Source organism: Archangium sp. (assembly GCF_036277355.1).
GTDB lineage: Bacteria > Myxococcota > Myxococcia > Myxococcales > Myxococcaceae > Archangium.
This window is the reverse complement of the sequence record NZ_DASUNC010000161.1, coordinates 15,817-36,659: the sequence shown is the minus strand read 5'-3', so window position 1 is coordinate 36,659 and position 20,843 is coordinate 15,817. Positions and strand designations below refer to the sequence as shown.

General features: G+C 69.6%; 22 protein-coding genes. 12 read left to right on the top strand and 10 right to left on the bottom strand.

Annotated features, from left to right (window positions below; genetic code table 11):
* Positions 1-55: 55 nt before the first annotated feature.
* Both VFZ09_RS39660 and VFZ09_RS39655 read right to left on the bottom strand, forming a co-directional pair.
* Positions 56-721 carry a hypothetical protein gene (locus VFZ09_RS39660; protein ID WP_329732978.1) on the bottom strand — a complete coding sequence of 222 codons (666 nt, stop codon included), beginning with the start codon at positions 719-721 and terminating at the stop codon, positions 56-58.
* Positions 722-736: 15 nt separating this feature from the next.
* A complete protein-coding gene (locus tag VFZ09_RS39655) occupies positions 737-1,699 on the bottom strand; it encodes an isopenicillin N synthase family dioxygenase (RefSeq protein WP_329732977.1) in 963 nt (320 codons plus the stop codon).
* A gap of 175 nt (positions 1,700-1,874) precedes the next feature.
* Here VFZ09_RS39655 and VFZ09_RS39650 point away from each other — a divergent pair, with 175 nt between their 5' ends.
* On the top strand, positions 1,875-2,150 hold the full coding sequence (locus VFZ09_RS39650) for a hypothetical protein (RefSeq protein WP_329732976.1): 276 nt from the start codon (positions 1,875-1,877) through the stop codon (positions 2,148-2,150).
* 50 nt (positions 2,151-2,200) lie between these two features.
* Here the strand turns inward: VFZ09_RS39650 and VFZ09_RS39645 are convergent, their stop codons facing one another.
* The gene (locus VFZ09_RS39645; protein WP_329732975.1) at positions 2,201-2,542 is read right to left on the bottom strand and encodes a hypothetical protein; all 342 of its coding nucleotides are present in this window, start codon (positions 2,540-2,542) and stop codon (positions 2,201-2,203) included.
* Positions 2,543-2,819: 277 nt separating this feature from the next.
* Here VFZ09_RS39645 and rplU point away from each other — a divergent pair, with 277 nt between their 5' ends.
* From rplU to VFZ09_RS39610, 7 genes are all read left to right on the top strand, one after another.
* Positions 2,820-3,128: a 50S ribosomal protein L21 gene (rplU, locus tag VFZ09_RS39640; protein ID WP_329732974.1), complete on the top strand. Its 309-nt coding sequence runs from the start codon at positions 2,820-2,822 to the stop codon at positions 3,126-3,128.
* A 60-nt stretch (positions 3,129-3,188) separates the two neighbouring features.
* Positions 3,189-3,455: a 50S ribosomal protein L27 gene (gene rpmA, locus VFZ09_RS39635; RefSeq protein WP_047855918.1), complete on the top strand. Its 267-nt coding sequence runs from the start codon at positions 3,189-3,191 to the stop codon at positions 3,453-3,455.
* Positions 3,456-3,586: 131 nt separating this feature from the next.
* Positions 3,587-4,990, top strand: coding sequence for a GTPase ObgE (gene obgE, locus VFZ09_RS39630; RefSeq protein WP_329732973.1), 1,404 nt, complete (start codon positions 3,587-3,589; stop codon positions 4,988-4,990).
* A gap of 4 nt (positions 4,991-4,994) precedes the next feature.
* On the top strand, positions 4,995-5,684 hold the full coding sequence (locus VFZ09_RS39625) for an RNA methyltransferase (protein WP_329732972.1): 690 nt from the start codon (positions 4,995-4,997) through the stop codon (positions 5,682-5,684).
* Positions 5,685-5,760: 76 nt separating this feature from the next.
* On the top strand, positions 5,761-6,534 hold the full coding sequence (locus VFZ09_RS39620) for an outer membrane lipoprotein carrier protein LolA (RefSeq protein ID WP_329732971.1): 774 nt from the start codon (positions 5,761-5,763) through the stop codon (positions 6,532-6,534).
* Between the two features lie 3 nt (positions 6,535-6,537).
* The gene (locus VFZ09_RS39615; RefSeq protein WP_329732970.1) at positions 6,538-7,986 is read left to right on the top strand and encodes a hypothetical protein; all 1,449 of its coding nucleotides are present in this window, start codon (positions 6,538-6,540) and stop codon (positions 7,984-7,986) included.
* A gap of 158 nt (positions 7,987-8,144) precedes the next feature.
* Positions 8,145-9,596 (top strand): hypothetical protein, encoded by a 1,452-nt coding sequence (locus tag VFZ09_RS39610; RefSeq protein WP_329732969.1) that lies wholly within the window; start codon positions 8,145-8,147, stop codon positions 9,594-9,596.
* 18 nt (positions 9,597-9,614) lie between these two features.
* Here VFZ09_RS39610 and rimO read toward each other — a convergent pair whose 3' ends face one another.
* The 6 genes from rimO to VFZ09_RS39580 all read right to left on the bottom strand — a co-directional run bounded on the left by rimO (position 9,615) and on the right by VFZ09_RS39580 (position 14,988).
* Entirely contained in the window at positions 9,615-10,988 is a 1,374-nt protein-coding gene (gene rimO / locus VFZ09_RS39605; RefSeq protein WP_329733019.1) for a 30S ribosomal protein S12 methylthiotransferase RimO, read from the bottom strand.
* A gap of 45 nt (positions 10,989-11,033) precedes the next feature.
* A complete protein-coding gene (locus VFZ09_RS39600; RefSeq protein WP_329732968.1) occupies positions 11,034-12,161 on the bottom strand; it encodes a hypothetical protein in 1,128 nt (375 codons plus the stop codon).
* Between the two features lie 2 nt (positions 12,162-12,163).
* Positions 12,164-12,661, bottom strand: coding sequence for a YajQ family cyclic di-GMP-binding protein (locus VFZ09_RS39595; protein ID WP_329732967.1), 498 nt, complete (start codon positions 12,659-12,661; stop codon positions 12,164-12,166).
* Between the two features lie 17 nt (positions 12,662-12,678).
* The gene (locus VFZ09_RS39590; RefSeq protein ID WP_329732966.1) at positions 12,679-14,322 is read right to left on the bottom strand and encodes a ribonuclease J; all 1,644 of its coding nucleotides are present in this window, start codon (positions 14,320-14,322) and stop codon (positions 12,679-12,681) included.
* 103 nt (positions 14,323-14,425) lie between these two features.
* Positions 14,426-14,629: a hypothetical protein gene (locus VFZ09_RS39585; protein ID WP_329732965.1), complete on the bottom strand. Its 204-nt coding sequence runs from the start codon at positions 14,627-14,629 to the stop codon at positions 14,426-14,428.
* A 53-nt stretch (positions 14,630-14,682) separates the two neighbouring features.
* Positions 14,683-14,988, bottom strand: a complete 306-nt coding sequence (locus VFZ09_RS39580) for a hypothetical protein (RefSeq protein WP_329732964.1) — start codon at positions 14,986-14,988, stop codon at positions 14,683-14,685.
* Between the two features lie 142 nt (positions 14,989-15,130).
* On the opposite strand from VFZ09_RS39580, the gene VFZ09_RS39575 reads away from it, so the two are divergent.
* From VFZ09_RS39575 to VFZ09_RS39560, 4 genes are all read left to right on the top strand, one after another.
* Positions 15,131-15,952 carry an NAD(P)-dependent oxidoreductase gene (locus VFZ09_RS39575; protein ID WP_329732963.1) on the top strand — a complete coding sequence of 274 codons (822 nt, stop codon included), beginning with the start codon at positions 15,131-15,133 and terminating at the stop codon, positions 15,950-15,952.
* Between the two features lie 333 nt (positions 15,953-16,285).
* Complete coding sequence (locus VFZ09_RS39570; RefSeq protein WP_329732962.1) at positions 16,286-17,041, top strand: sterol desaturase family protein; 756 nt, start codon at positions 16,286-16,288, stop codon at positions 17,039-17,041.
* The gene (locus tag VFZ09_RS39565) at positions 17,038-19,347 is read left to right on the top strand and encodes an efflux RND transporter permease subunit (RefSeq protein WP_329732961.1); all 2,310 of its coding nucleotides are present in this window, start codon (positions 17,038-17,040) and stop codon (positions 19,345-19,347) included. Before VFZ09_RS39570 ends, VFZ09_RS39565 begins: the two co-directional genes overlap by 4 nt.
* A 130-nt stretch (positions 19,348-19,477) precedes the next feature.
* A complete protein-coding gene (locus tag VFZ09_RS39560; protein ID WP_329732960.1) occupies positions 19,478-19,918 on the top strand; it encodes a hypothetical protein in 441 nt (146 codons plus the stop codon).
* Between the two features lie 49 nt (positions 19,919-19,967).
* Here VFZ09_RS39560 and VFZ09_RS39555 read toward each other — a convergent pair whose 3' ends face one another.
* Complete coding sequence (locus tag VFZ09_RS39555; protein WP_329732959.1) at positions 19,968-20,783, bottom strand: hypothetical protein; 816 nt, start codon at positions 20,781-20,783, stop codon at positions 19,968-19,970.
* Positions 20,784-20,843 lie beyond the last annotated feature (60 nt).

Below are 20,843 nucleotides of genomic sequence, written 5' to 3'. Positions count from 1 at the left end.
TGGCCAGCGCGGGACGGCTCGAGAGTCCGAAAATCAATGGGTTACAGGCCGGGCATCAGAAAAGACGGATCCCCACGAAGAAGGCGGTGCTGAGGCCGAGCCGGAGCCAGCGGCGATCCTCGTCGGTGAAGTCGTAGGAGCCCCGGGTGAGGGTGAGCGCGTAGGTGCCGGTGGAGAAGCGGAGCCGGGCCTCGAAGCCCAGGAAGAAGCGGGAGGCGGAGGGGAAGTAGTTGCCGCCCATGCCGAGCCCGAGGACGGCGCCCCGGCCGCGGCCCTCGAAGCGGTAGCCGGGGGCGGTGACGGTGGTGCGCGGTTCGATCACGCCCCCGAGCAGGACGCCGAAGAGGTCCATCCGGCCGTAGTTCCGATTGGCCAGGGTGAAGTGGTAGCCCAGGCGGCCCACGGCGGAGAGGTCCCAGCGCGAGGTGTCGCGCTCGGAGAAGAGGTTGGGGACCCAGCACGCGAGCGCGCACAGGTTGGCGGCGAGCTCCGCGCCGAGGGAGAGCGTGCCGGTGGCGAGGGGCAGCACGCCGGCCTCCACGGTGGCACCGCCCTCGAGGGACAGCGGGAGGAGCGAGGCGGCCGCTTCGATGCGCAGGTCGACGTGGCCCGGGCGCATCAGGGGGCGGGGCAACTCCCCGGCTCCGGCTACACCGGGGAGCACCGCCAGCGCTCCGAGCAGGAGCAGGTGGCGGTGGTGGGAGAGGGAGGGGTGGGTCACTCCACGCGGCCGAGGCTACTTGATGAGGCCGATCTCCCGCAGACGCTGTTTGAGGAAGGCGTCGGCGGTGATGGGGGGCTGGCCCGGCTTCTCCGGCGTCACGGTGCTGGGCAGGGGCTGCAGCACGCACTCCGGATAGGGGTGCACGAAGAAGGGCATGGAGTAGCGCGTGTTGTCCTCGGCGGCCGAGGGCGGGTTGACCACGCGGTGGGTGGTGGCGGGGATGACGCCGTTGGTGATGCGGCTCATCATGTCGCCCGAGTCCACGACGATCTGCCCGCGCAGGGTGTCCACGGGAATCCACTCGCCGTCGCGGGTGAGGAGCTCCAGGCCCGAGGCGGTGCCCTCGCACAGCAGGGTGATGAGGTTGATGTCCTCGTGCTCGGCGGCGCGCACCGCGCCGGGGATGAACTTCTCCTTCAGGGGCGGGTAGTGGATGACGCGGAGCACGGAGGTGCCGTCCTGCGCCATGTCGCTGAAGGTGTTGCGCTCGATGCCGAAGTACTCGGCCACGGCCTGCAGCATCAGCGCCGCGGCCTCGTCCAGCGCGTTGAAGAGGGAGAGCGTGTTGGGGCGGAAGGACGGCACCTCCTCCGGCCAGACGTTGTAGGCGGCGGTGTCCGGGCGGCGCGGGTGGCCCTCGGGGAGGTCGCGGCCCACGTGCCAGAACTCCTTGAGGTCGCCCACGGTGCGGTTCTTCGCGTGCTCCCGGCCGAAGGGCGTGTAGCCGCGCTGACCGCCGAACTCGGGCACGTGGTAGCGGTGCTTCACCTGCTCCGGCAGGCGGAAGAAGGACTCCACGTCCGAGTAGGTGCGGCGGATGAGCCCATCGTCGATGCCGTGACCCTCGACGGAGACGAAACCGAACTCCTTGAGGGCCTCTCCGAACACCCGGACGAAGCGGGCGCGCTCCTCGGGGCTGCCGGAGCGGTAGTGGGACAGGTTGACGACGGGGATGCGGCGAGCGGTACGAGACATGGCGGGCGCACTCTAGCCGTCCTCCGGGGGGCACGTGAACTGCCTCTCCCGGCCCCCGGGGCGGCCCGTCTGGTTGACATGCGCACCTTTCTCCGGCAGTCACGCCCCCCCACACCAAGTGAATTCCCGTCTCCTGTCGCCCTGGGGCGGGATTCTGATGAGGGAGGGAAGACCCATGATGTTCCGGATTCGGATGGCCGTGGCCGTCGCCTGCTGCAGTCTCGCCGTTGGTTGCGCTTCCACCGAGCAGCGGTTCTGCGAGCGCGCGGATGAGTGCAATTTCCTCCCGGCGGGCCTGAGCGCGGACGAGTGCACGGAGCAGTACACCAAGTGCACGGACAACCTCACCTCGTCGGACCGCGCGGACTGGGACAAGCAGACGGCTGACTGCCTCGAGCTGCAGTCCTGCACCAACTTCGTGAACTGCTTCCAGAACGTGCCGAACTGCTGAGAAGCCCTTCGGTCTGGTGGGCTCCTGGCGCTCGTCCAGGGGCCGCCGGGCTAGAAGATGGCCGCCTCGCAGGTATTGCTGAGCGCGTAGCCGTCACAGGTGCTGAGGGCCTGGAAGAAGGCCTTCGGCAGCTCGGGGTTGCAGGTGCCGAGCCCCTGGTAGCACTCCACCTGGGCTTCCAACTGCGCCAGGTCGTCCCCGTCGCACTCCTGGAGGTTCTGCTCGCACCGGGCGGCCTCGAAGGCGGGCAGGGGCGCCTGCTCCACGCAGGGCTGGGACTTCCGGGCCACCTCGGCGTAGGCCTCCGCCAGATCCTCGCAGGCCGTGCTCCGGCACCCTCCCAGGAGCGCCACGGCGGCCAGGGGGGCGAGCATCCATCCGGACTTCCGCATCGGGGCCACTCCTTGTAGAAGGGGAGGGCCCAGCCTGGCGGCGGGGCAGGCGGCCGGGCGGGCTGGGGAGTACCGCCTGTCCACGGGTGGGCAGGGCGAGGGGTGGGGGCTCCGGGAGTGCACTCCGTGCGCCACCGCGTGCTATCTGCCTTGACTCCCCTGGCCTTCTCCCGTAGATCGGGCGACCTTTGCATCGTAGGACGGTTTTCGACGTCCGAAATGCACGCCGGCCTTTCACGGGTTGAATCAACCCGGAACAAAACTCAGGGGTTCAACGATGTACGCAGTCATTCGCACGGGCGGGAAGCAGTACCGCGTGGCCGAGGGCGACGTGCTCCGGATCGAGAAGGTCACGGGAGACATCGGCGCCGAGGTGACCTTCAACGATGTCCTGATGCTCGGTGGGACGGACAGCCCGAAGGTGGGCCGGCCGACCGTGTCGGGCGCCAGGGTCGTGGGCAAGATCCTTGCCCAGGACAAGCACCGCAAGGTGCTGCACTTCCGCAAGGAGAAGGAGGGCTGGACGCGCCGCCGTGGCCACCGTCAGCCCTACACCGAGGTCAAGGTGACCTCCATCTCCGGCTAGTCCGGGTCACAACTTCCCGGAGCGCTGTGAGGCGCGCCGGCCTCATCAGGAATCGGTGTCATGGCTCATAAAAAGGGACAGGGTTCTTCGCGCAACGGTCGCGATTCCAATCCGAAGTACCGTGGCGTGAAGGTGTTCGCCGGCGAGACGGTCAGCGCGGGGAGCATCCTCGTGCGGCAGCTCGGCACGGTGATCCACCCGGGCGCCAACGTGAAGCTCGGTCGTGACTTCACGCTCTTCGCCACGGTGGACGGAGTGGTGAAGTACGAGCGCCAGGGCCGGGACCGCAAGAAGGTCTCCGTGCACCCGGCGCAGACGAGCGCCTAGTCCGCGCGTCGTCTGAAAGGGGAGCCGGCCTGGCCGGTTCCCCGTTTGCCTCGTGAGCGGGTCGCTCCCGGTCCATACGCCTCCTGGCGTGGGACGTGGAGGCGGCCCGTTCCGCATTTCTGGGGTCTGGGATGAAATTCGTCGATGAAGTCCGCATCTTCGTGAAGGCCGGAGACGGGGGCAACGGGGCCGTTGCCTTCCGCCGGGAGAAGTACGTCGATCGCGGCGGCCCCAACGGGGGTGACGGGGGAGACGGCGGCTCGGTCATCTTCGAGGCCGATCCGCAGCTCACCACGCTGCTGGACTACCGCTACCAGCAGCACCACCGGGCCAGGAATGGCGAGAACGGGATGGGCAGCGACTGCAATGGCCGCTCGTCCGAGGATCTGCTCCTCAAGGTGCCGGTGGGGACGATCATCCGCGACGTGGACACCGAGGAGGTGTTGGCGGACCTGAACACGGCCGGCGAGCGCACGGTGGTGTGCAAGGGCGGCCGGGGCGGGTTGGGCAACATGAACTTCGCCACCTCCACGCGGCAGACGCCGCGCTTCGCCCAGGACGGCACCAAGGGCGAGGAGCGCACCCTGCGGCTGGAGCTGAAGCTGCTGGCCGACGTGGGACTGCTGGGCTACCCCAACGCGGGCAAGAGCACGCTGATCTCCATCGTGAGCCGGGCGCGGCCGAAGATCGCCGACTACCCGTTCACCACGCTGGTGCCCAACCTGGGCCTGGTCCAGTACAAGGACGGCCTGTCCTTCGTGATGGCGGACATCCCCGGAATCATCGAGGGCGCCAGCGAGGGCGTGGGGCTGGGGCACCAGTTCCTGCGGCACGTGGAGCGCTGCAAGGTGCTGATCCACCTGCTGGACATGGGCACCGAGGTCGAGGACCGCGAGCCGCTCAAGGACTTCGACGTCCTCAACGAGGAGCTGCGCAAGTACAGCGAGGAGCTGTCGCGCAAGCCCCAGGTGGTGGCCGCCAACAAGCTGGATCTGCCGCACGCGCAGGAGCGGCTCGGGAAGCTGACGGAGGAGATGCGCAAGCGCGGCATCGCCGTGTTCCCCGTCTCGTGCGCCACGGGCCTGGGCATGCAGCCGCTGTTGGACGCGGTGGCCGAGGTGCTCTTCACCGGCCGTACGGACAAGCTGCACGTGGAGCCGCCGCCCAAGCCCCGGGCGGAGAAGAAGACCGCTCCGGCCCCCGCGAAGAAGGCTCCGGCGGTGGTGAAGACGGCCCCCGCGAAGAAGGCCGCGGCGGAGAAGAAGGCGCCCGCGAAGAAGGCTCCTGCCAGGAAGGCGGCGGCGGTGAAGAAGGCGCCCGCGAAGAAGGCCGCGGTGGTGGCGAAGAAGGCTCCGGCGAAGAAGGCCGCGGTGGCCAAGAAGTCGCCCGCGAAGAAGGCCGCCGTGGCCAAGAAGGCGCCCGCGAAGAAGGCGGCGGCGAAGCGGGTGGTGACGAAGAAGGCCGCGGCGAAGAAGGCACCGGCGCGCAGGGCGGCGGCGAAGAAGGCCGCGCCGAAGCGGGCCCGGAGGTCCTGACGCGATGGCTGGTGGCGGCCCCCGTTACGAGAAGCTCGAGAAGGCTCCGATCGACGCGGAGTCGCTGCTGCTCGACGTGCGCAAGGAGAAGATCGACAAGGTCATCTCCCAGCGCACGCGCACCTTCACCATCGTGCTGGATCGGCTGGAGGACAGCTTCAACATCGCCGCGGTGCTGCGCACCTGCGAGGCCAATGGCCTCCAGGAGGTGCATGTCATCGTCAACCCCGCGGCGCCCTTCATGCCCAACTCGCGGGTGGGGCAGGGGTGCGACAAGTGGCTCGACGTGAAGCTCTACAAGGACTTCGCCTCGTGCCGCGAGCACCTCAAGTCGCGGGGCTTCTCCATCTACGCCTCGGCCATCCGCGAGGACGCCACCAGCCTGTACTCGATGCGCTTCGACTCGAAGATCGCCCTCGTCTTCGGCAACGAGCGGGAAGGGGTGAGCCAGGAGGTGCTGGACGGCTCGGATGGCACCTTCTGGATTCCGATGCGCGGCTTCAGCCAGAGCCTGAACATCTCCGCCGCCGTGTCGGCCTGTGTCACCCGGGTCATCTCCTGGCGCGAGGAGCACCTCGGGCGCGTGGGAGACCTCACCGAGGCCGAGGCCCAGGTGCTGCGTGACCGTTTCTATGTGCTCGCCGTGAAACAACGGAAGCGCATCTTCAAGAAGGCGCCCCCCTCCAAGCCTTGAATGCCGGGCCGGGCGCCCCGTCTGTAGGTACAGTTGGATTCGCGGGCGGCTCGCCCGCCTGGAGAGAGCTCAAGCCATGTACCTCGAGAAGCTGCTCGTGACCCTGCTCGCCGCGCCGGTGATTGCCCCGGTGCCCACCACCGTCGCCCACCAGGTGGTCGCCCAGGCGCCCGCTCAGCCGGCCCCTGCTCCTGCCGCTCCCAAGGCCGAAGCGCCGAAGGCCGCCGAGGCCCCGAAGGCCGCGGACAAGAAGGTCGCTCCGGAGGTGAAGGAGCTGGTGGAGCGGATGCAGTCCTTCTACGAGAAGACGCAGGACTTCTCGGCCGAGTTCAAGCAGGACTACAAGTACAAGGCCCTGCGGCGCACGCAGTCCTCGACGGGCACGGTCATCTACAAGAAGCCGGGCCTGATGCGCTGGGAGTACCTGAAGCCCTCGGCGCGCACCTTCGTGCTGGCCGGCGAGAAGGTGTACGCGTACGACCCCGAGGCGCAGACGCTGAGCGTGGGCCGCATCGACACCAGCCAGCTATCCGCGTCGGTGACGTTCCTCTTCGGCCAGGGCAAGCTGGCGGACGAGTTCTCCATCAGCAAGGGCGCCTGCAAGGACTGCAAGGGCACGCTGCTGGTGCTGGACCCGCTCAAGCCGGACCCGCGCTTCCAGCAGGTGCGCCTGGAGGTGGATCCGAAGACGGCGCAGGTGCTGAAGAGCACGGTGGTGGATCCGGACGGCAGCGAGAACGCCATCGCCTTCCTCAACCTGAAGACGAACGTGGGCGTCGGGGCGGATGCCTTCAAGATCAACCCGCCCGAGGGCACGCGCATCGACGACTTCACCAAGCCGCGGAAGTAGCCGGTGAGGAGCGCGCGTCTCGGGGCCCTGCTGTTGTTGCTCGCCGGGTGTCACCGGGGGGCGGGCCCCGCCGCGCCCGAGGCCCCGGGCAGTCTCGTGGGCCAGACGTTGCCCCTGCTGCCCTCGCCCAACCTGCGGCTCGTGGTGGAGGGGCAGTTGAATGGGCGGGCGGTGCCGGTGGTGCTGGACGTGGCCCGGGCGCTCTCGGCGGTGTCCTCGGCCTGCTGGGATGCGAAGAAGCCGCCTCCGCCCGTGATGGGCTCCGCGCGTGTGCCGGATGTCTACGGCGTGCCCGGGGCCCTGCGTGACTGGCCGCTGGTGCGCCTGCCGGGCCTGCGCGTGGGCGGCATCAACCTGGGGCCTCGTGGCATGGGGCTCACCGATGAGCGGGCCTGCGCGGTGACGCTCGGGGCCGATGTGCTCGCCGCCTATGCGTTCACGGTGGACCCGCTGCGCCGGGAGATCTCCTTCGAGAAGTCTCGCCCGCGCGCGGAGTACCTCGCCGACGCGGCCGCCGCTGGCGGGGACCCGGCCGAGGAGGTGCACCGGCTCGAGCTCGCGAGGGATCCGGTGGGTGACTGGCCGCTGCTGGCGGCGCGGGTGACGCAGGGCGAGGCGGCGCTCACGGGCCCCTTCGTGCTGGGCTCGCGCGAGCCCTTCTCGCGGCTCGCGATGGGGGCCGCGGAGGCGCAGGGACTCCAGGCGCTGGAGACGGCGGCCAACCTGCCGCCGAGGGCCTTCCTGGTGGACGCGGTGGAGGTGACCTCGGGCGTGGGGGTGACTCCGCTGGTGCTGGAGGCTGGAGTGGGGTGGAGGAACCCGACCACGCTGGGCCGGCTGGGGCCGGACGTCTGGGGACGCTTCCGCACCATGGTGGACGTGCAGGGCGACACGCTGGTGCTGCGCCGGCCGCGCGTGCAGAGCGTCGAGGGCCGCCAGCGCTGCGCGCGTCCGGGCTCCCAGAATCCGGAAGAGGCGCGCGAGGAGTCCTGCTTCGGGCTGCACGTGCGGCGGGGGGCGGACGGGCGGGGGGCGCTCACGAGCGCGGTGTTTCGCGACCTGCCCGAGGGAGGGCGGGTGCACCTGGAACCACTGGGCGAGGACGGCAAGCCGCTGACGCTGGACTGCCAGGTGGGGTTCTCGTTCTCGCCCACGAGCCGGGGCGTGACGACCCAACACCTGGTGCCGTGGCCGAGGCTGACGCAGGCGATGCCCGAGTGCGCCGAGGCCCTGAAGTCGGTGCGCGGATACGCGCTGGCACTGTTCGAAGAAGGGCAGCTCCAGGAGTGTCCGAACGCCTGCATCTTCGTGCACCAGGGGAGCACGCGGCGCACGGTGTGCGAGTGCCAGCCGACGCCCTTGGGAGACGCGGTGGCGGTGCCCCAGCGGAGCAAGACGTCGAAGCCGCCGACGAAGAAGGAGCGCGAGCAGGAGCCCGAGGATCCGAGGTAGCTGAACCCCGACGCCACAAGTCCTCACTGTCTCCCAGATATCCCCTCGCCCTCCGGGAGAGGGACGGGGTGAGGGTGCCACGGACCCCGGGTTCCCCTCTGGAGTGTGTTCCCCGAGGAGTTCGCCAGGAGGACAGGAGCGGTATAAGGCGAGCGGAAATGTCCCGAGAGCCGCTGGACGCACCCGTCTCCCCGCGCGAGTCCTGGAAGATCGTCCTCCTGCTGGGAGCCTGGGGCATCTTCGCCGCGTGGTGCGTGAGTGGCATCCCGCCCGCCGTCGATCTGCCCGCCCACGCGGCCCAGATGCAGACGCTCGCGGAGCTCGTCCGGGGCAATCCCCAGGTGTCCGCCTACTACGAGGCGCATTTCCCGCTCGGCTACGGGTTGCCCATCTGGCTATTCCTGCCGGTGACGCTGCTGACGAATGGGGCCTTCGCCGCGCGGCTGGCGGCCTGGACGGCCCTGATGCTCTTCCCCCTGGCCCACCTGGCGTTCACGCGCGTCCTGCACCGGCCCGCGTGGACGGTGGTGTTCGGGCTCCCGTTCGCCTTCAACATCTCCTACTGGTACGGCTTCCTGCCGAGCCTCTTCTCCCTGCCGCTCGCCCTGCTCTCGCTCGCGCTCTACCTGCACGCGCTGCGCGGTTCCGGGCGCATGGTGGGCGCGGTGGTGGGGCTCGCGCTCCTGTCCACGGCGACGATGCTCTCGCACCTCGTCGCCTTCGGAGCCCTCTGTGTCGGCGTGGCCGCGCTCGCGCTCACCTCTGAAGATCGGAGACGGGCGATAGGGCTCGCCGCCGCGGGCCTCGCGCTTCCCCTGGCCCTGTGTGCGACCCGTGTGCTGACGCTCGCGTCGAGGGCCGTCACCCCCGGCAACCACATGGCCTCAGACTACGGCTGGGGCTCCCACTTCAACTGGCTCCTGCGCAACTACCGCCCCGAGGGCCGTCTCGCCGTCATCGGCCCGGTGCTGGTGACGCTGGTGTTCGTATTGGCCTACCTGCGCCACCGGCGCGAGGAGCCTCGTGCTCCCTGGGTGCTCTTCCTCGCGCTGGGCGCGCTCTTCCTGGTGACACCCAAGGCGCTCTCGGGCGCGTGGCTCATCCACGTGCGGCTGCCCGTGCTCGCGGGCATCGTCGCCCTCGTGTTGGTGGACCCGGCGCGCATCGACCGGCGGCTGCGGCTCGTGCTGCTGCTCGTGGTGGTGGCTTCACTCGCCGAGACGGCGCGCTACCACTGGCGCTTCAAGCAGGAGGTGGCGGGACTCGAGACCCTCATCGCCAGCCCTCCGCCGCCGGGGGTGCACGGCTACGTCTCGCTCGTGGGGAACCGGGCCCAGGGGAGCCGCCTCGTGTACCTGGAGCACCTGGGCCAGTGGTGGACGGCGACGCAGGGCGGGGTGGGGCACCACTTCTTCGCCGATGCGGACCACCAGCCGGTGCGCTTCCGTCCGGGCCAATCGCTGCCCCAGTGGATGGACGCGGGCTCCGAGGAGCAGCTGGCGCCCTTCAGCGCCCTGCTGGTGTACGGGGATGCGCCGCTGCCCGGGACCCTCGCGGGTTTCGAGGAGACCGGGCGCGCGGGCTCGTGGCGCCGCCTGGAGCGGCGCTGAGGCTCTACCGCGGGGACGTCAGCGCTGCGACGTCACCACGGGCATGGGGAAGGACTCGCGGGGCTTGTGCACGCGGTCCTTCGGGTTGGGGCGCTCCACCACCTTGGCGATCAGGTCGTAGTCGTGCGCCTCCGTCACCTCCACGGTGACGAACTCGCCCGGGTAGGCCAGGCCGTCGTTGATGTAGACCAGTCCGTCGATCTCCGGCGCCTGGCCCTCGTGGCGGCCCACCAGCAGGTGCTCGGACTCCTCGCTCGGGCCCTCCACCAGGACCTCGATGCGCTGCCCCACGAGCTTCTTGTTCTGCTCGCGGTTGATGCGCTTCTGGATGGCCATCACCTCGCGCCACCGGCGCTCGATGGTCTGCTTCGGCACCTTGTTCTCGTAGTCGTACGCGGCCGTGCCTTCCTCGTCCGAGTACTGGAACACGCCGAGCCGCTCGAAGCGCTGCTCCTTCACGAACTCCTTGAGCAGCTCGAAGTCCTCCTCGGTCTCGCCGGGCAGGCCGACGATCATCGAGGTGCGCATCACCAGCCCCGGCACCCGCGCGCGCAGCTTCGTCAGCAGCTCCTTGAGGAACTTGCTGTCCCGGCCGCGCTTCATCGACAGCAGCAGCTTGTCGCTCGCGTGCTGCAGCGGCATGTCCAGGTACCGGGCGATCTTCTTCTCCGTCGCCATCAGCTCGATGAGCTCGTCGGTGAAGACGCGCGGGTAGGCGTAGTGCAGGCGGATCCACCGCACGTCCACCTTCACCAGCTCGCGCAGCAGGTCATGCAGCTTGGGCTTGCCGGGCAGGTCATGCCCGTAGGCCGTCAGGTCCTGCGCCACGAGGTTCAGCTCCTGCACGCCCTGCTCGGACAGGCGCTGGGCCTCGGCGACGATGTCCGCGATGGGCCGCGAGCGCTGGCCACCGCGCAGCGTGGGGATGATGCAGAAGGCGCACGCGTTGTCGCAGCCCTCGGAGATCTTCAGGTATGCCGTGTACGACGGCATCGAGTTCTCGCGCGGCGTCTGCGCGTCGTGGATGTAGTCCGGATCCGGAATCACCTGACGCGGGCTGGCCTCGGCGGCGAGCAAGTCGCCAATCTGGGCGTAGGCGCCCGTGCCGAGGAAGTGGTCCACCTCGGGCATCTCCTTGGAGAGCTCGGCGCCGTAGCGCTGCGAGAGGCAGCCGGTGACGACGAGGGTGCTGCACTCCCCCGACTTCTTGTACTCGGCCATCTCCAGGATGGAGTCCACGGACTCCTGCTTGGCGGGCCCGATGAAGGCACAGGTGTTGACGACGATGACCTGGGCCGCGGCCGGATCCTGCACCAGCGAGTAGCCCCGCTGCTTGAGGGTGCCGAGCATCACCTCGGAGTCCACCCGGTTCTTCGGGCAGCCGAGGGTCATCATGTAGAGGCTCTTGGTCTCTGGGGGATTCTGCACGGCGTTACCTTACCGCTTTCCGAGTTCGGTCCGCTCGAAGTGGTCGCCACTCCAAGCAAAGTTGATGGTCGGGCCGTTCGAGTAACCGATGCTCAACGCGCCCTCTTCATCGAGCACCACCGAGGTGGCTCGTCCCAGTGCACAGGTAGCGGCCGGCCACTCGAGCACCCGTTGCGCCGTCTTCCCCTTCACGAGGTAGAGGCCGAGGCGCAATTCCTTGTCCCCGTCACACGTGCCGTTGGCCGTATACGGGCTCTCGCCCGACAACACCACCAGCAGGGTCTTTCCATTCGGCAGCAGGAGCGTCTTGGGGACATTCACCCCCACCGACGCCGCGTCCACCGTGTGGGGGGCCACCAGCACCTCCAGCAGCTCGGGCGTCAGGGGCTCGTCCGCCTCCACCCAGTCCGGGTAGTGGAGGATGCCGTAGCCCAGCCAGCCGTCCGGCTGTCCCTCGAGCCCGATGACCCCCTTGGAGGGCTTCAGCTTGAGGCCCTTGCGGAAGTCGTCTGGCAGCCGGAGGACCTCGCCCACCATGCCGCCGCCCTTGCAGTTGGAGACGGCCGGGGGGGTGGAGCCCGCCGCGTCCACGTCCTCGTAGGTGAGGCACAGGTCGAGGGTGAGCGGCTCCTCGGCGGGGAAGCGCGGCAGGGCCCGGGCGGGGATGGCCACCTCGAGCGACAGGGCGTTGTCCTTGTGCTGCACGCCCACGTCCACCAGCTGCTGGGCGTACCGGGAGGTGCCGCTGTCCGGCGGCGAGGCGCGCTTGCCATCGAAGGCGAAGCGGAAGACGTGCCCGGTGGCGGTGAGGCCCGCGTCCGGGAAGAAGAGGGTGAGGGTGAGCACGTCCGCGGCCTGGAGCTGATCGTCCGTGGCCTCCACCCCCACGAAGAGGGTGTCCTTGCGCCACCCGGCGCGGGCGGTGAACGAGGCGCTCGCGTCCACGGAGGCCGGCGGCTTCACCGTGAGTGTGGTGGGGAAGTCCTTGAGGTTGCCGTCGAGCTTGGGCGCGCGCGGCAGCGAGGGCACGGACTTCACCGTGCGGGGCTTCGCGGGAGCCGGCTCCTTCTTCTCCTGGGCGGAGGCGGCCCCTGGCACGAGCGCCGCGAGGAGGGCGGAAACGACGAGTGAGCGCACGGCTAGTCCCGGAAGTTGGTGAACTGCATGTCGAGTTGCAGCTTGTCCGCTTCCTTCCGGAAGAGGGCCATGGCGGCCTGCAGATCGTCCTTGTTCTTGCCCGTCACGCGGAGCTGATCCGCCTGGATGGAGCCCTGGACCTTCATCTTCGAGTCCTTGAGCAGCTTCACCAGCTCCTTGGACTTCTCCACCGGGATGCCCTGCTGCAGCTTGATGAGCTGCTTCACGTTGGACAGGCCCGTCTTCTCGATGGGCTCGTACTCCAGCGCCAGCAGCGAGATGCCGCGCTTGGCCAGCTTGTTCAGGAGCACTTCCTTGGCGGCCTGGACCTTCTCCTCGCTGTTGGCCTTCACCGTGATGGACGTCTTGTCCGGGGCGAGGACGATGTCCCCGTTGACGCCCTGGAAGTCGTAACGGGTGGAGATCTCCTTCTTGGCCTGGTTGACCGCGTTGTCGAGCTCGGCGATATCGATTTTGGAGACGACGTCGAAGGAAGGCATGGCAGTTCGCGCCCTTATCACACCTTGATGACCATCGGCACCACGACGGGCCGCTTGGATGTATACAGCTTGAAGGCCCGGCGCACCGCCTTGGCCAGCTCCTCCCGCACCCGGGCGTCATCCCCCCGGAGTTGCTGGGACATCTCCAGGAAGAAGGCCCGTGCGTCCTCGGCCACCCGGGGCAGCAGCACCTGCTCGTCCAGGTTGAGCCCCTGTCCGGACAGCTGGGGGCCCCCCAGGACGGCCAGGCTGGCCCGCTCGATGACCAGGGCCGCCACGATGAAGCCCGTCTCGGCGATGCGGGTGCGCTCCTGGAGGATGTCGGGCGTCACCACCCCCTGGCCGAAGCGGTCCTGGTAGATGCGCCCCGTGGGGACGCTGCCCGAGAAGCGGCCCCGGCCCTCCTCGAAGACGAGCAGGTCCCCATCCTGCGCCAGCAGCAGCTGCTCGGGGGACAGCCCGGACTCCCGGGCGGTGGCCAGGTGTCGGTGGAGGTGGTGCAGCTCGCCGTGGATGGGGACGAAGTTCCTGGGGCGCACCAGGTCCAGCACCCGCCGCTGCTGGGGCTGGCTGGCGTGGCCGGACACGTGCACACCGGGCTCGAGGTCCGGGTAGACGACGCGGGCGCCGCGCCAGAGGAGCTGGTCGATGAGGCCGGACACGGCGCGCTCGTTGCCGGGGATGGCGCGGGCACTGAGGACGACGAGATCTCCGGGGCCCAGGCGCAGGGGGCCGTCTCCGGCGGCGAGCTGGGAGAGGCCGGCGCGGGGCTCGGCCTGGGAGCCGGTGGCGAGCACCAGCACGCGCTCCGGGGGGAGCCTGGCCGCGTCCTCGAGCGGGATGAAGAGCCCGTCGGTGACGGAGGGGAGGAAGCCGAGCTCGCGGGCCATCTCGATGTTGCGCAGCATGCTGCGCCCCATCGTCACCACCTTGCGCTCCAGCGTCCGGGCCAGGTCCAGCACGTGGTGGATGCGGTGCAGGTTGGAGGCGAACATGCTCACCACGATGCGGCCGCGCACGTCGCGGAAGAGCCGCTCGAAGGTCTGCTCCACCTCGCGCTCGCTGCCCGTCTCGTGGGTGCGCTCGGAGTTGGTGGAGTCGGCCAGGAGGCAGAGCACGCCCTGGTCGCCGAGCTCGCCCCAGCGCTCGAGGTCGGTGCGCAGGCCGTCGATGGGGTCCGGGTCCAGCTTGAAGTCCCCGGTGTGGATGACGGGGCCCTCGGGGGTGTGGACGACGTAGCCCACGGCATCGGGCACGGTGTGGGTGACGCGGGTGGCCTCGACCTTGAAGTGGGCGCCCACGGGGAAGGGGTTGCGGGGCTCTATCTCCCGCAGGTCCGCCTCCACGCCCAGCTCGTGGAGCCGGTGGCGCACCATGCCCAGCGTGAAGCGGGTGCCGTAGACGGGGACGGGCACCTCGTTGAGCAGGAAGGGCAGGGCGCCGACATGGTCCTCGTGACCATGGGTGAGGAGGATGCCCTTGAGCAGGGAGGCGTTCTGCCGGAGGTAGGTGAAGTCCGGGAGGATGATGTCCACCCCCAGGGTACCGATGGGGGGGAACATCAGCCCGCAGTCGATGAGGAGCATCTCCCCACGGCAGGCGATGACCATCGCGTTGAGGCCGATCTCGCCCAATCCTCCGAGGGGAATCACGTGGAGCATGCGTCTACATATATGGCCACGAAGGGGCAGGCGGCCTCAGGAATCGCCCGCCCGCTCCCTCTCCCCCTGGGAGAGGGCTGGGGTGAGGGTCTTCCGTGAGGGTCTACGGGGGCGGCGGTTCTTCCTCCTTCCGGAGCACCTCGGCCGGCAGGTTGCGGCGCAGGGGCTCCAGGATGACGACGACCCAGGCCGTCAGGGGCGAGGGCAGCATGATCAGGCCCAGGATGAAGAGGAAGCGGAGCGCACGAAAGGCAAGGCGAAGGCTGGCGCGCACGAAGGTGCGCACGGCCTTGGGAAGCAAGGTCATGACGGACTCCTCCAGCTGAAAGACACACTCCAGGAACGGGACCCCGGAGTGGCTCAGTGGAGGAGCGCGCGATGCGTGAGGAAGAGGCGGCGCGGTGGCCCGGGTGCACGGGTCTCGCGGATGCCACCGGTGGACAGCGGACGCGAGTCGAGCCGCACCTCTCGCTGGGACTCGGGCTCGCGATGGACGGGGGCCCGGACCTCCGTGCGGGGCCTCTCGGGCGCGTACTGCTCGACGAGCACGGACACCACGGCCGTGGCGGTCGGGAGCGTGTGCGCCGACGCACTGGCCCCGACGAGCGCGAGGCACGCCAGCGCCAGCCTCATCCAGCGAGCCATGTGGTGCAGAGGACCGGACATCGGGACTCAACGTAGCCACGAGGGCGCTTCCGTCAAACCCGCCCGGGCGTCGCACCCGTCCGAGCCGCTGGCGCTCCCCTCTGGGACGAAGTACGCAGGGAGCTGAACGTCCCGCTCCACCGGGCGGGAGAAAGGACCCACTGTGAACACGCTGAAGGGGAAGACCCTGTTCATCACCGGCGCGAGCCGTGGCATCGGCCTGGCCATCGCGAAGCGCGCGGCCCAGGACGGCGCCAACGTCGTCATCGCCGCCAAGACGGCCGAGCCCCACCCGAAGCTGCCCGGCACCATCCACTCGGCCGCCGAGGAGATCGAGAAGGCCGGCGGCAAGGCGCTGCCCCTGATGGTGGACATCCGTTTCGAGGAGCAGATCCACGCCGCGGTGAAGCAGACGGTGGAGCGCTTCGGCGGCATCGACATCCTCGTGAACAACGCCAGCGCCATCAGCCTGACGGGCACGCTGGAGACGCCGATGAAGAAGTTCGACCTGATGTTCGGCGTCAACGTGCGCGGCACCTACGCCACCACCCAGGCCTGTCTGCCCGAGCTGCTGAAGGCGAAGAACCCGCACGTCCTCACCCTGTCTCCGCCGCTCAACATGAAGCCCAAGTGGTTCGAGAACCACGTGGCCTACACCATGGCCAAGTACGGCATGAGCATGTGCGTGCTCGGCATGGCGGAGGAGTTCCGGGACCGGGGCGTGGCCTTCAACGCGCTCTGGCCGCGCACCGTCATCGCCACCGCGGCCATCAACATGATCGGCGGCCAGGACATGATGGAGGCCAGCCGCACCCCGGAGATCATGGCCGACGCGGCCCACGTCATCCTCACCCGCGACAGCCGCTCGAGCACCGGCAACTTCTTCATCGACGAGGACCTGCTGCGCGAGACCGGCGTGAAGGACTTCTCCAAGTACCTGGTGAAGCCCGGCACCGAGCCGATGCAGGACTTCTTCCTCGACTGAGGCGGATGACGCGTCTCGAACATCTTCGCGGGGCCCATGCGGCGGCGCTGCTCCGGGAGTTGCTGGCCCGCGAGCACGGGCCGGAGCGGAGCTGGGCCGCCGGTGGTTCTATCTGTCGGGCCGCCTCCGGGCTGGCTCGTCACACATCCTGTGAGGAGCGCCAAGCACCACGATGTTTCTGACCAGCATCATGGGAAATCCTTTCGAGCCCATCTCTGCACGGCCCCGTACAGCGTCCTGCACAGGGGGTGCTCCCCACCACCGGGAGGCTGGGGGAGGGGGGCCCTGGGCGGCCCGGCCCGGCTCGTGCAATTCTGTTGGTGGATGAACACGTTGGGACTGATTCACACCGGGACGGCGCTGGCGATGTTGGCACTGGTGCTCCTGGAGCTGCGCGATCCGCAGTTCCGGGCGGACAGCTTCGCGGCGGGGCCGAGGCGGCGCCGCAACTGGGCCTTCTTCTTCACCAGCTTCATCCCGACGATGCTGGTGCAGTCCGCCGGCACGTGGTTCCACGCCCACCTGCCCACGCTCATGCGGCCCGGGACGCTGCCTCCCGTGCTGGACTTCGTGGCCTGCATGCTGGTGGCCGAGCTCGTCAGCTGGACGAGCCACTGGGTCAAGCACCAGCACCCCTTCCTCTGGCGCTTCCACTTCCAGCACCACCGCGAGGAGCACTTCAGCGTCTGGATGGTGACGCATACGCACGCGCTGGAGGTCGTGTTGTCGGGCACGGCGTTGGTCGCGCTGCTGGCCGGACTCGGCTTCTCCCCGCTGTCCGTGCAGCTCTACTTCGCCCTGTATTCGGTGGTGCTGACGTACCACCACTCGGCGCGTGGGTACTCGCTGGGGTGGTTGGACTGGCTCATCATCAGCCCCGCCTACCACCGCCACCACCACCGCCGCGTCGGCAAGGGCAACTACGGCGGCACGCTGACGGTGTGGGACGTCGTCTTCGGCACCGTGCACTGGCCCGAGCCCGAGACCGCCACCGCCCCCGTGGGGCTGCCACCGCAGGCCCACGAGCCCTTCGGCTACCGCAAGGAGATGCTGTACTTCCTCTCGGCCTGGCGTAGGCAGCGCTCGTGACCTGGTTCTCCTTCTTCGAGCGCCTGCTGGCGCACCGGGGGCTCCTCGGCCTGGGGCTGCTCGCGCTGTGTGTGCTGGCCGGCCTGGGCGCCGCCCGCGTGCCGATGGACCCCTCCATCGAGCGCATGCACCCCATCGGCGACTCGGCCAAGGCGGACTTCGATCGCTACCGCCGCGCCTTCCCCGGCGAGGACTCGCAGGTGTTCGTCATCGCCGAGGGCCCCGCTGTCTTCACTCCCGCGGGGCTCGGCTCCCTGGCGAAGCTGGAGGAGGAGCTGCGCGGCCTGCCCCGGGTGCGGCACGTGGTGGGGCCGGCCTCGGCTCGCACGGCGGAGGGGCTCCTCTTCCCCGAGGACTCCCGCACGGGCGTGGAGGCGCTCCGGGAGGCGCTCGCGCGGGCCCGGAAGGAGCCCCTGGCCCGAGTGCTGGTGCACCCCACGCGGGAGCTGTCCGTGGTGCAGGTGTCGCTCGCGTCGGGAGCGGGGGCCGAGCGGATTCTCGCCGAGCGCGCCTTCTCCCTCCAGGCCGGTGCGCTGCTGGCCCGCCACGCGGGGCCGGAGCTGAAGCTGACGCTCTCGGGGGCTCCGGCGGTGCGCGCCATGCTGGCCCTCATGGTGGAGGAGGACATGGGGCGGCTGCTGCCCCTGGCGCTGCTCGTCATCCTCGGGCTGGTGGCCTTCGCCTACCGGGACGTGTGGTCCGTGCTGGCCACCGCCGCGACGCTGGTGGTGGCGTGGATGTGGATGGTGGGCGCCATGGGCTGGGTGGGCGTCCCCTTCGGCGTGCTCACCTCGTTCGCGCCCATCGTCATCCTCATCGTGTCGCTGACGGACACGGTGCACGTGCTGTCGGACCTGGAGGAGCGCCGCCGCTCGGGGACGCCATACGCCCGGGCGCTCACCGAGGCCATGGCCTCCGCCGCCGGGCCCTGTCTGGCCACCGAGCTCGTCATCGCCGCGGGCTTCCTCTCCATGGGCTTCATCGGCCTCACCGCCGTGTGGGAGTTCGGCCTGGCCACCGCCCTGGGCGTGGTGCTCGCGTGGGCGGCCAACATGCTGGTGCTGCCGTGGGTGCTGACGTTGCGCTCGCGCGCCTCGGCGAACCGGGCCCGGCGGGAGCTGCGGGCCTCGCGCACGCGGCCCCTGGACTCGGTGCTGGCGTGGGTGGAGCGGCAGGTGGTGCACCACCCCCGGCGGGTGGTGGGCGTGGCGGCGGTGGTGGCGCTGCTGAGTCTGCTGTCCCTGACGCGGCTGCGGCACGAGTTCCGCGTCTTCGATGACCTGCGCCAGGACTCGCCGCTCGCGGCCGAGCTGACGTACGCGGAGGGCGCGCTCGGTGGACTGGTGCCGCTGGCCATCTTCCTGGAGCCGGAGGGCACTCGCGCGGGCGCGGCGCTGTCGCCGGAGGCCATGGCCTTCCAGGAGCGGGTGGACGCGTACCTCGCGGCCCTGCCCGAGCACCCACCGGTGGTGAGCCTGCCCCGCCTGGTGGAGCCGGTGTACGAGGCGGTCTTCGGGCCGGCGCTGCTCGAGCGGACGGAGGAGACGACGGAGAAGGCGGTGACGCGGCTGGCACGCTACCAGCCGCTGGACACGGTGCTGTCGGAGGACCGGAGCGCGGCGGGGGTGGTGGCGCTGCTGCCCAACGTGGGGGCGGGACGGATGCACGAGCTGGTGGAGTCGGCACGGGCCTTCGTGTCGCGCGAGGTGCCGGCGGGGTACCGGGCGACGGTGACGGGCAACCTGGCCATGACCGAGCACGTGACGGGCATGCTGACGCGCGGGCTGCTCCAGAGCTTCCTGTCCGCGCTGGCGGTGAGCTTCGTGGCCTTCTTCCTGGTGCTGCGCAGCGCGAAGCTGGCGCTCATCGGCCTGATTCCCAACGTGCTGCCGGTGGGGGTGCTGTTCGGCGTGATGGCGCTGCTGGGCATCAGCCTCAAGCCGTCCACGGTCATCATCGCGAGCATGGCGCTGGTCATCGCCGACGACGACACGCTGCAGTACCTGGTGCGCTTCAAGCGGCGCTACCTGCGGCTGAAGGCGGAGGGCGCGGCCGAGCCCCACGAGCAGGCGGCGCTGGAGTCGCTGGGCGAGTGCGGGCGGGCGATGTTCGTCACCTCGGCGGCGGTGGCGGGGGGCTTCCTGTTGTTGCAGCTCTCGCGCTTCGAGGGCATCGCCCACCTGGGCCTGCTGACCGGGCTGACGCTGTGGGTGGCGGGCCTGGCGGATGCGTTCCTGAGCCCGGTGCTGTTGATGGCCTTGAAGCCGGAGCTGGGCCCGCCTCGCGAGCGCTCCCCGCTGTGCTGAAGGCCCCTCCGTTCCGTGGGCGCGATGCCCATCCCGCTTGCTGGACGGCCGGTGGAGCGGCTCGCCGTGCGTGTCACTCGGAACAGGCCTCGCGGGAGGCGTGGCAGGGCTTCTGCACAGGGCGCGGCGCATGCGCCAGTCGATTCTCTTCCTCCTGTTCGCCCTGCTGGGGTGTGGCTCCTCCGGTCAGCGGCTTCACGGTGTCTACGCGGTGACGGGCACCGCCTACTTCAGCATCCATGACATCGGTCATTCCTCCACCCAGGTCTCGGACACCTTCCGTGTCTCGGAGGGCACGGACTCGGAGCTCCTCCTCACGGATGCCACGGGACGGTGCTCGCTGCTCGCGGACATGGAGGGGGAGCGGGCCGTCCTCCGGCCGGGCGGCTCCTGCACGTACCCCGGCGACAACGGCCTCTCCGTCACGGTGACCCTGACGCGCGGAACGTTCTCGTTCTCGGGCGGGAGCGGCCGGTTCGACATGGCGGGCACCGTGACGGCCACGGCGTGGGGACGGCGCTACCCGGGCTCCTTCTTCCAGAACGCCACGCTCACCCGGGTGGGGGACTGACCCCAGCCACGGCTTCCCCGAGGGGCCCTCGGGTGACGGGCTCCGCGGGTCACATCAGGGTGATGGGGCCCGCGCGGCGCTGGGCCTCGTAGGCTTCTCCCATCGTGGAGAAGACGCGGGTGACGGTGGAGCAGTAGACGTACCGGGACTGCAGTGTCAGCGTCACCTCTCCCGTGCCCGCCAGCGAGCCCATGTAGAACTCGTAGCCGTGGTGGTTGGCCAGGTCGAGGTTCATGCGCAGCGTGTCCTCGGCGAACTCGGCGGCCGCCTGGGGCGCGTGGTTCTCCCACGCCTTCTTCATGGCCGCCCACTTCGCCATGCCCGTCAGGGAGTCCGCCTTCATGTAGGCCGTGGAGAGCTTGTCGTTGTTCATCATGTGCTCGTTCAGCCGGACCACCTCGGGAGTGGTCACGGTGAAGTCCGGCTCGGCGGGGGGCGTTCCGCGGAACACGATGAGGTAGAGCTGGTCCGAGCTGGCGACGAAGTGGAGGCTGATGGGCTGATGGAGGGGCGGCTTGTCGAAGTACTCGACCAGGTCTCCATTCGAGAAGGGCAGCTTGGCGCCCCCGCCCATCTTCTTCTCGTAGGGATGGGTGTGGAAGTCGCCGATGTACCCGGGCTTCTGACGGGCGTTGGTCGTGTCCAGGCTGATGGTGGTGCCGGACGCCGAGCCCTGGAGGAACTGCCCCGCCCACAGCTTCGAGGACAGCCAGAACAGGTTGAAGCCCAGCTCCTGTACGTTCGCCTCGGAGAGCTGGATGCGGCCGCGAATCTTGTCGGCGAGCACGCTCCCCACCTTCAGCTCGCTCTGCGTGTAGTACTGCGCGTTGCCGAGGCAGCTGGCGATGTAGTGGTCGAGCAACATGGGGGCACTCCTCCGGGGGGCGCGAGCGGGAGTAGATGGGGAATCGAAGAGAAGCCCCAT

Bases quoted from the DNA above. Each gene is read 5' to 3' on its own strand.
- VFZ09_RS39560 (WP_329732960.1), top strand. From the start codon at position 19,478: ATGCGCCAGTCGATTCTCTTCCTCCTGTTCGCCCTGCTGGGGTGTGGC.
- VFZ09_RS39590 (WP_329732966.1), bottom strand. From the start codon at position 14,322: ATGCTCCACGTGATTCCCCTCGGAGGATTGGGCGAGATCGGCCTCAAC.
- VFZ09_RS39555 (WP_329732959.1), bottom strand. From the start codon at position 20,783: ATGTTGCTCGACCACTACATCGCCAGCTGCCTCGGCAACGCGCAGTAC.
- VFZ09_RS39655 (WP_329732977.1), bottom strand. From the start codon at position 1,699: ATGTCTCGTACCGCTCGCCGCATCCCCGTCGTCAACCTGTCCCACTAC.
- VFZ09_RS39645 (WP_329732975.1), bottom strand. From the start codon at position 2,542: ATGCGGAAGTCCGGATGGATGCTCGCCCCCCTGGCCGCCGTGGCGCTC.
- VFZ09_RS39650 (WP_329732976.1), top strand. From the start codon at position 1,875: ATGATGTTCCGGATTCGGATGGCCGTGGCCGTCGCCTGCTGCAGTCTC.
- VFZ09_RS39580 (WP_329732964.1), bottom strand. From the start codon at position 14,988: ATGTCCGGTCCTCTGCACCACATGGCTCGCTGGATGAGGCTGGCGCTG.
- VFZ09_RS39595 (WP_329732967.1), bottom strand. From the start codon at position 12,661: ATGCCTTCCTTCGACGTCGTCTCCAAAATCGATATCGCCGAGCTCGAC.
- rimO (WP_329733019.1), bottom strand. From the start codon at position 10,988: ATGACCCTCGGCTGCCCGAAGAACCGGGTGGACTCCGAGGTGATGCTC.
- rpmA (WP_047855918.1), top strand. From the start codon at position 3,189: ATGGCTCATAAAAAGGGACAGGGTTCTTCGCGCAACGGTCGCGATTCC.
- obgE (WP_329732973.1), top strand. From the start codon at position 3,587: ATGAAATTCGTCGATGAAGTCCGCATCTTCGTGAAGGCCGGAGACGGG.
- VFZ09_RS39620 (WP_329732971.1), top strand. From the start codon at position 5,761: ATGTACCTCGAGAAGCTGCTCGTGACCCTGCTCGCCGCGCCGGTGATT.
- VFZ09_RS39585 (WP_329732965.1), bottom strand. From the start codon at position 14,629: ATGACCTTGCTTCCCAAGGCCGTGCGCACCTTCGTGCGCGCCAGCCTT.
- VFZ09_RS39610 (WP_329732969.1), top strand. From the start codon at position 8,145: ATGTCCCGAGAGCCGCTGGACGCACCCGTCTCCCCGCGCGAGTCCTGG.
- VFZ09_RS39625 (WP_329732972.1), top strand. From the start codon at position 4,995: ATGGCTGGTGGCGGCCCCCGTTACGAGAAGCTCGAGAAGGCTCCGATC.
- rplU (WP_329732974.1), top strand. From the start codon at position 2,820: ATGTACGCAGTCATTCGCACGGGCGGGAAGCAGTACCGCGTGGCCGAG.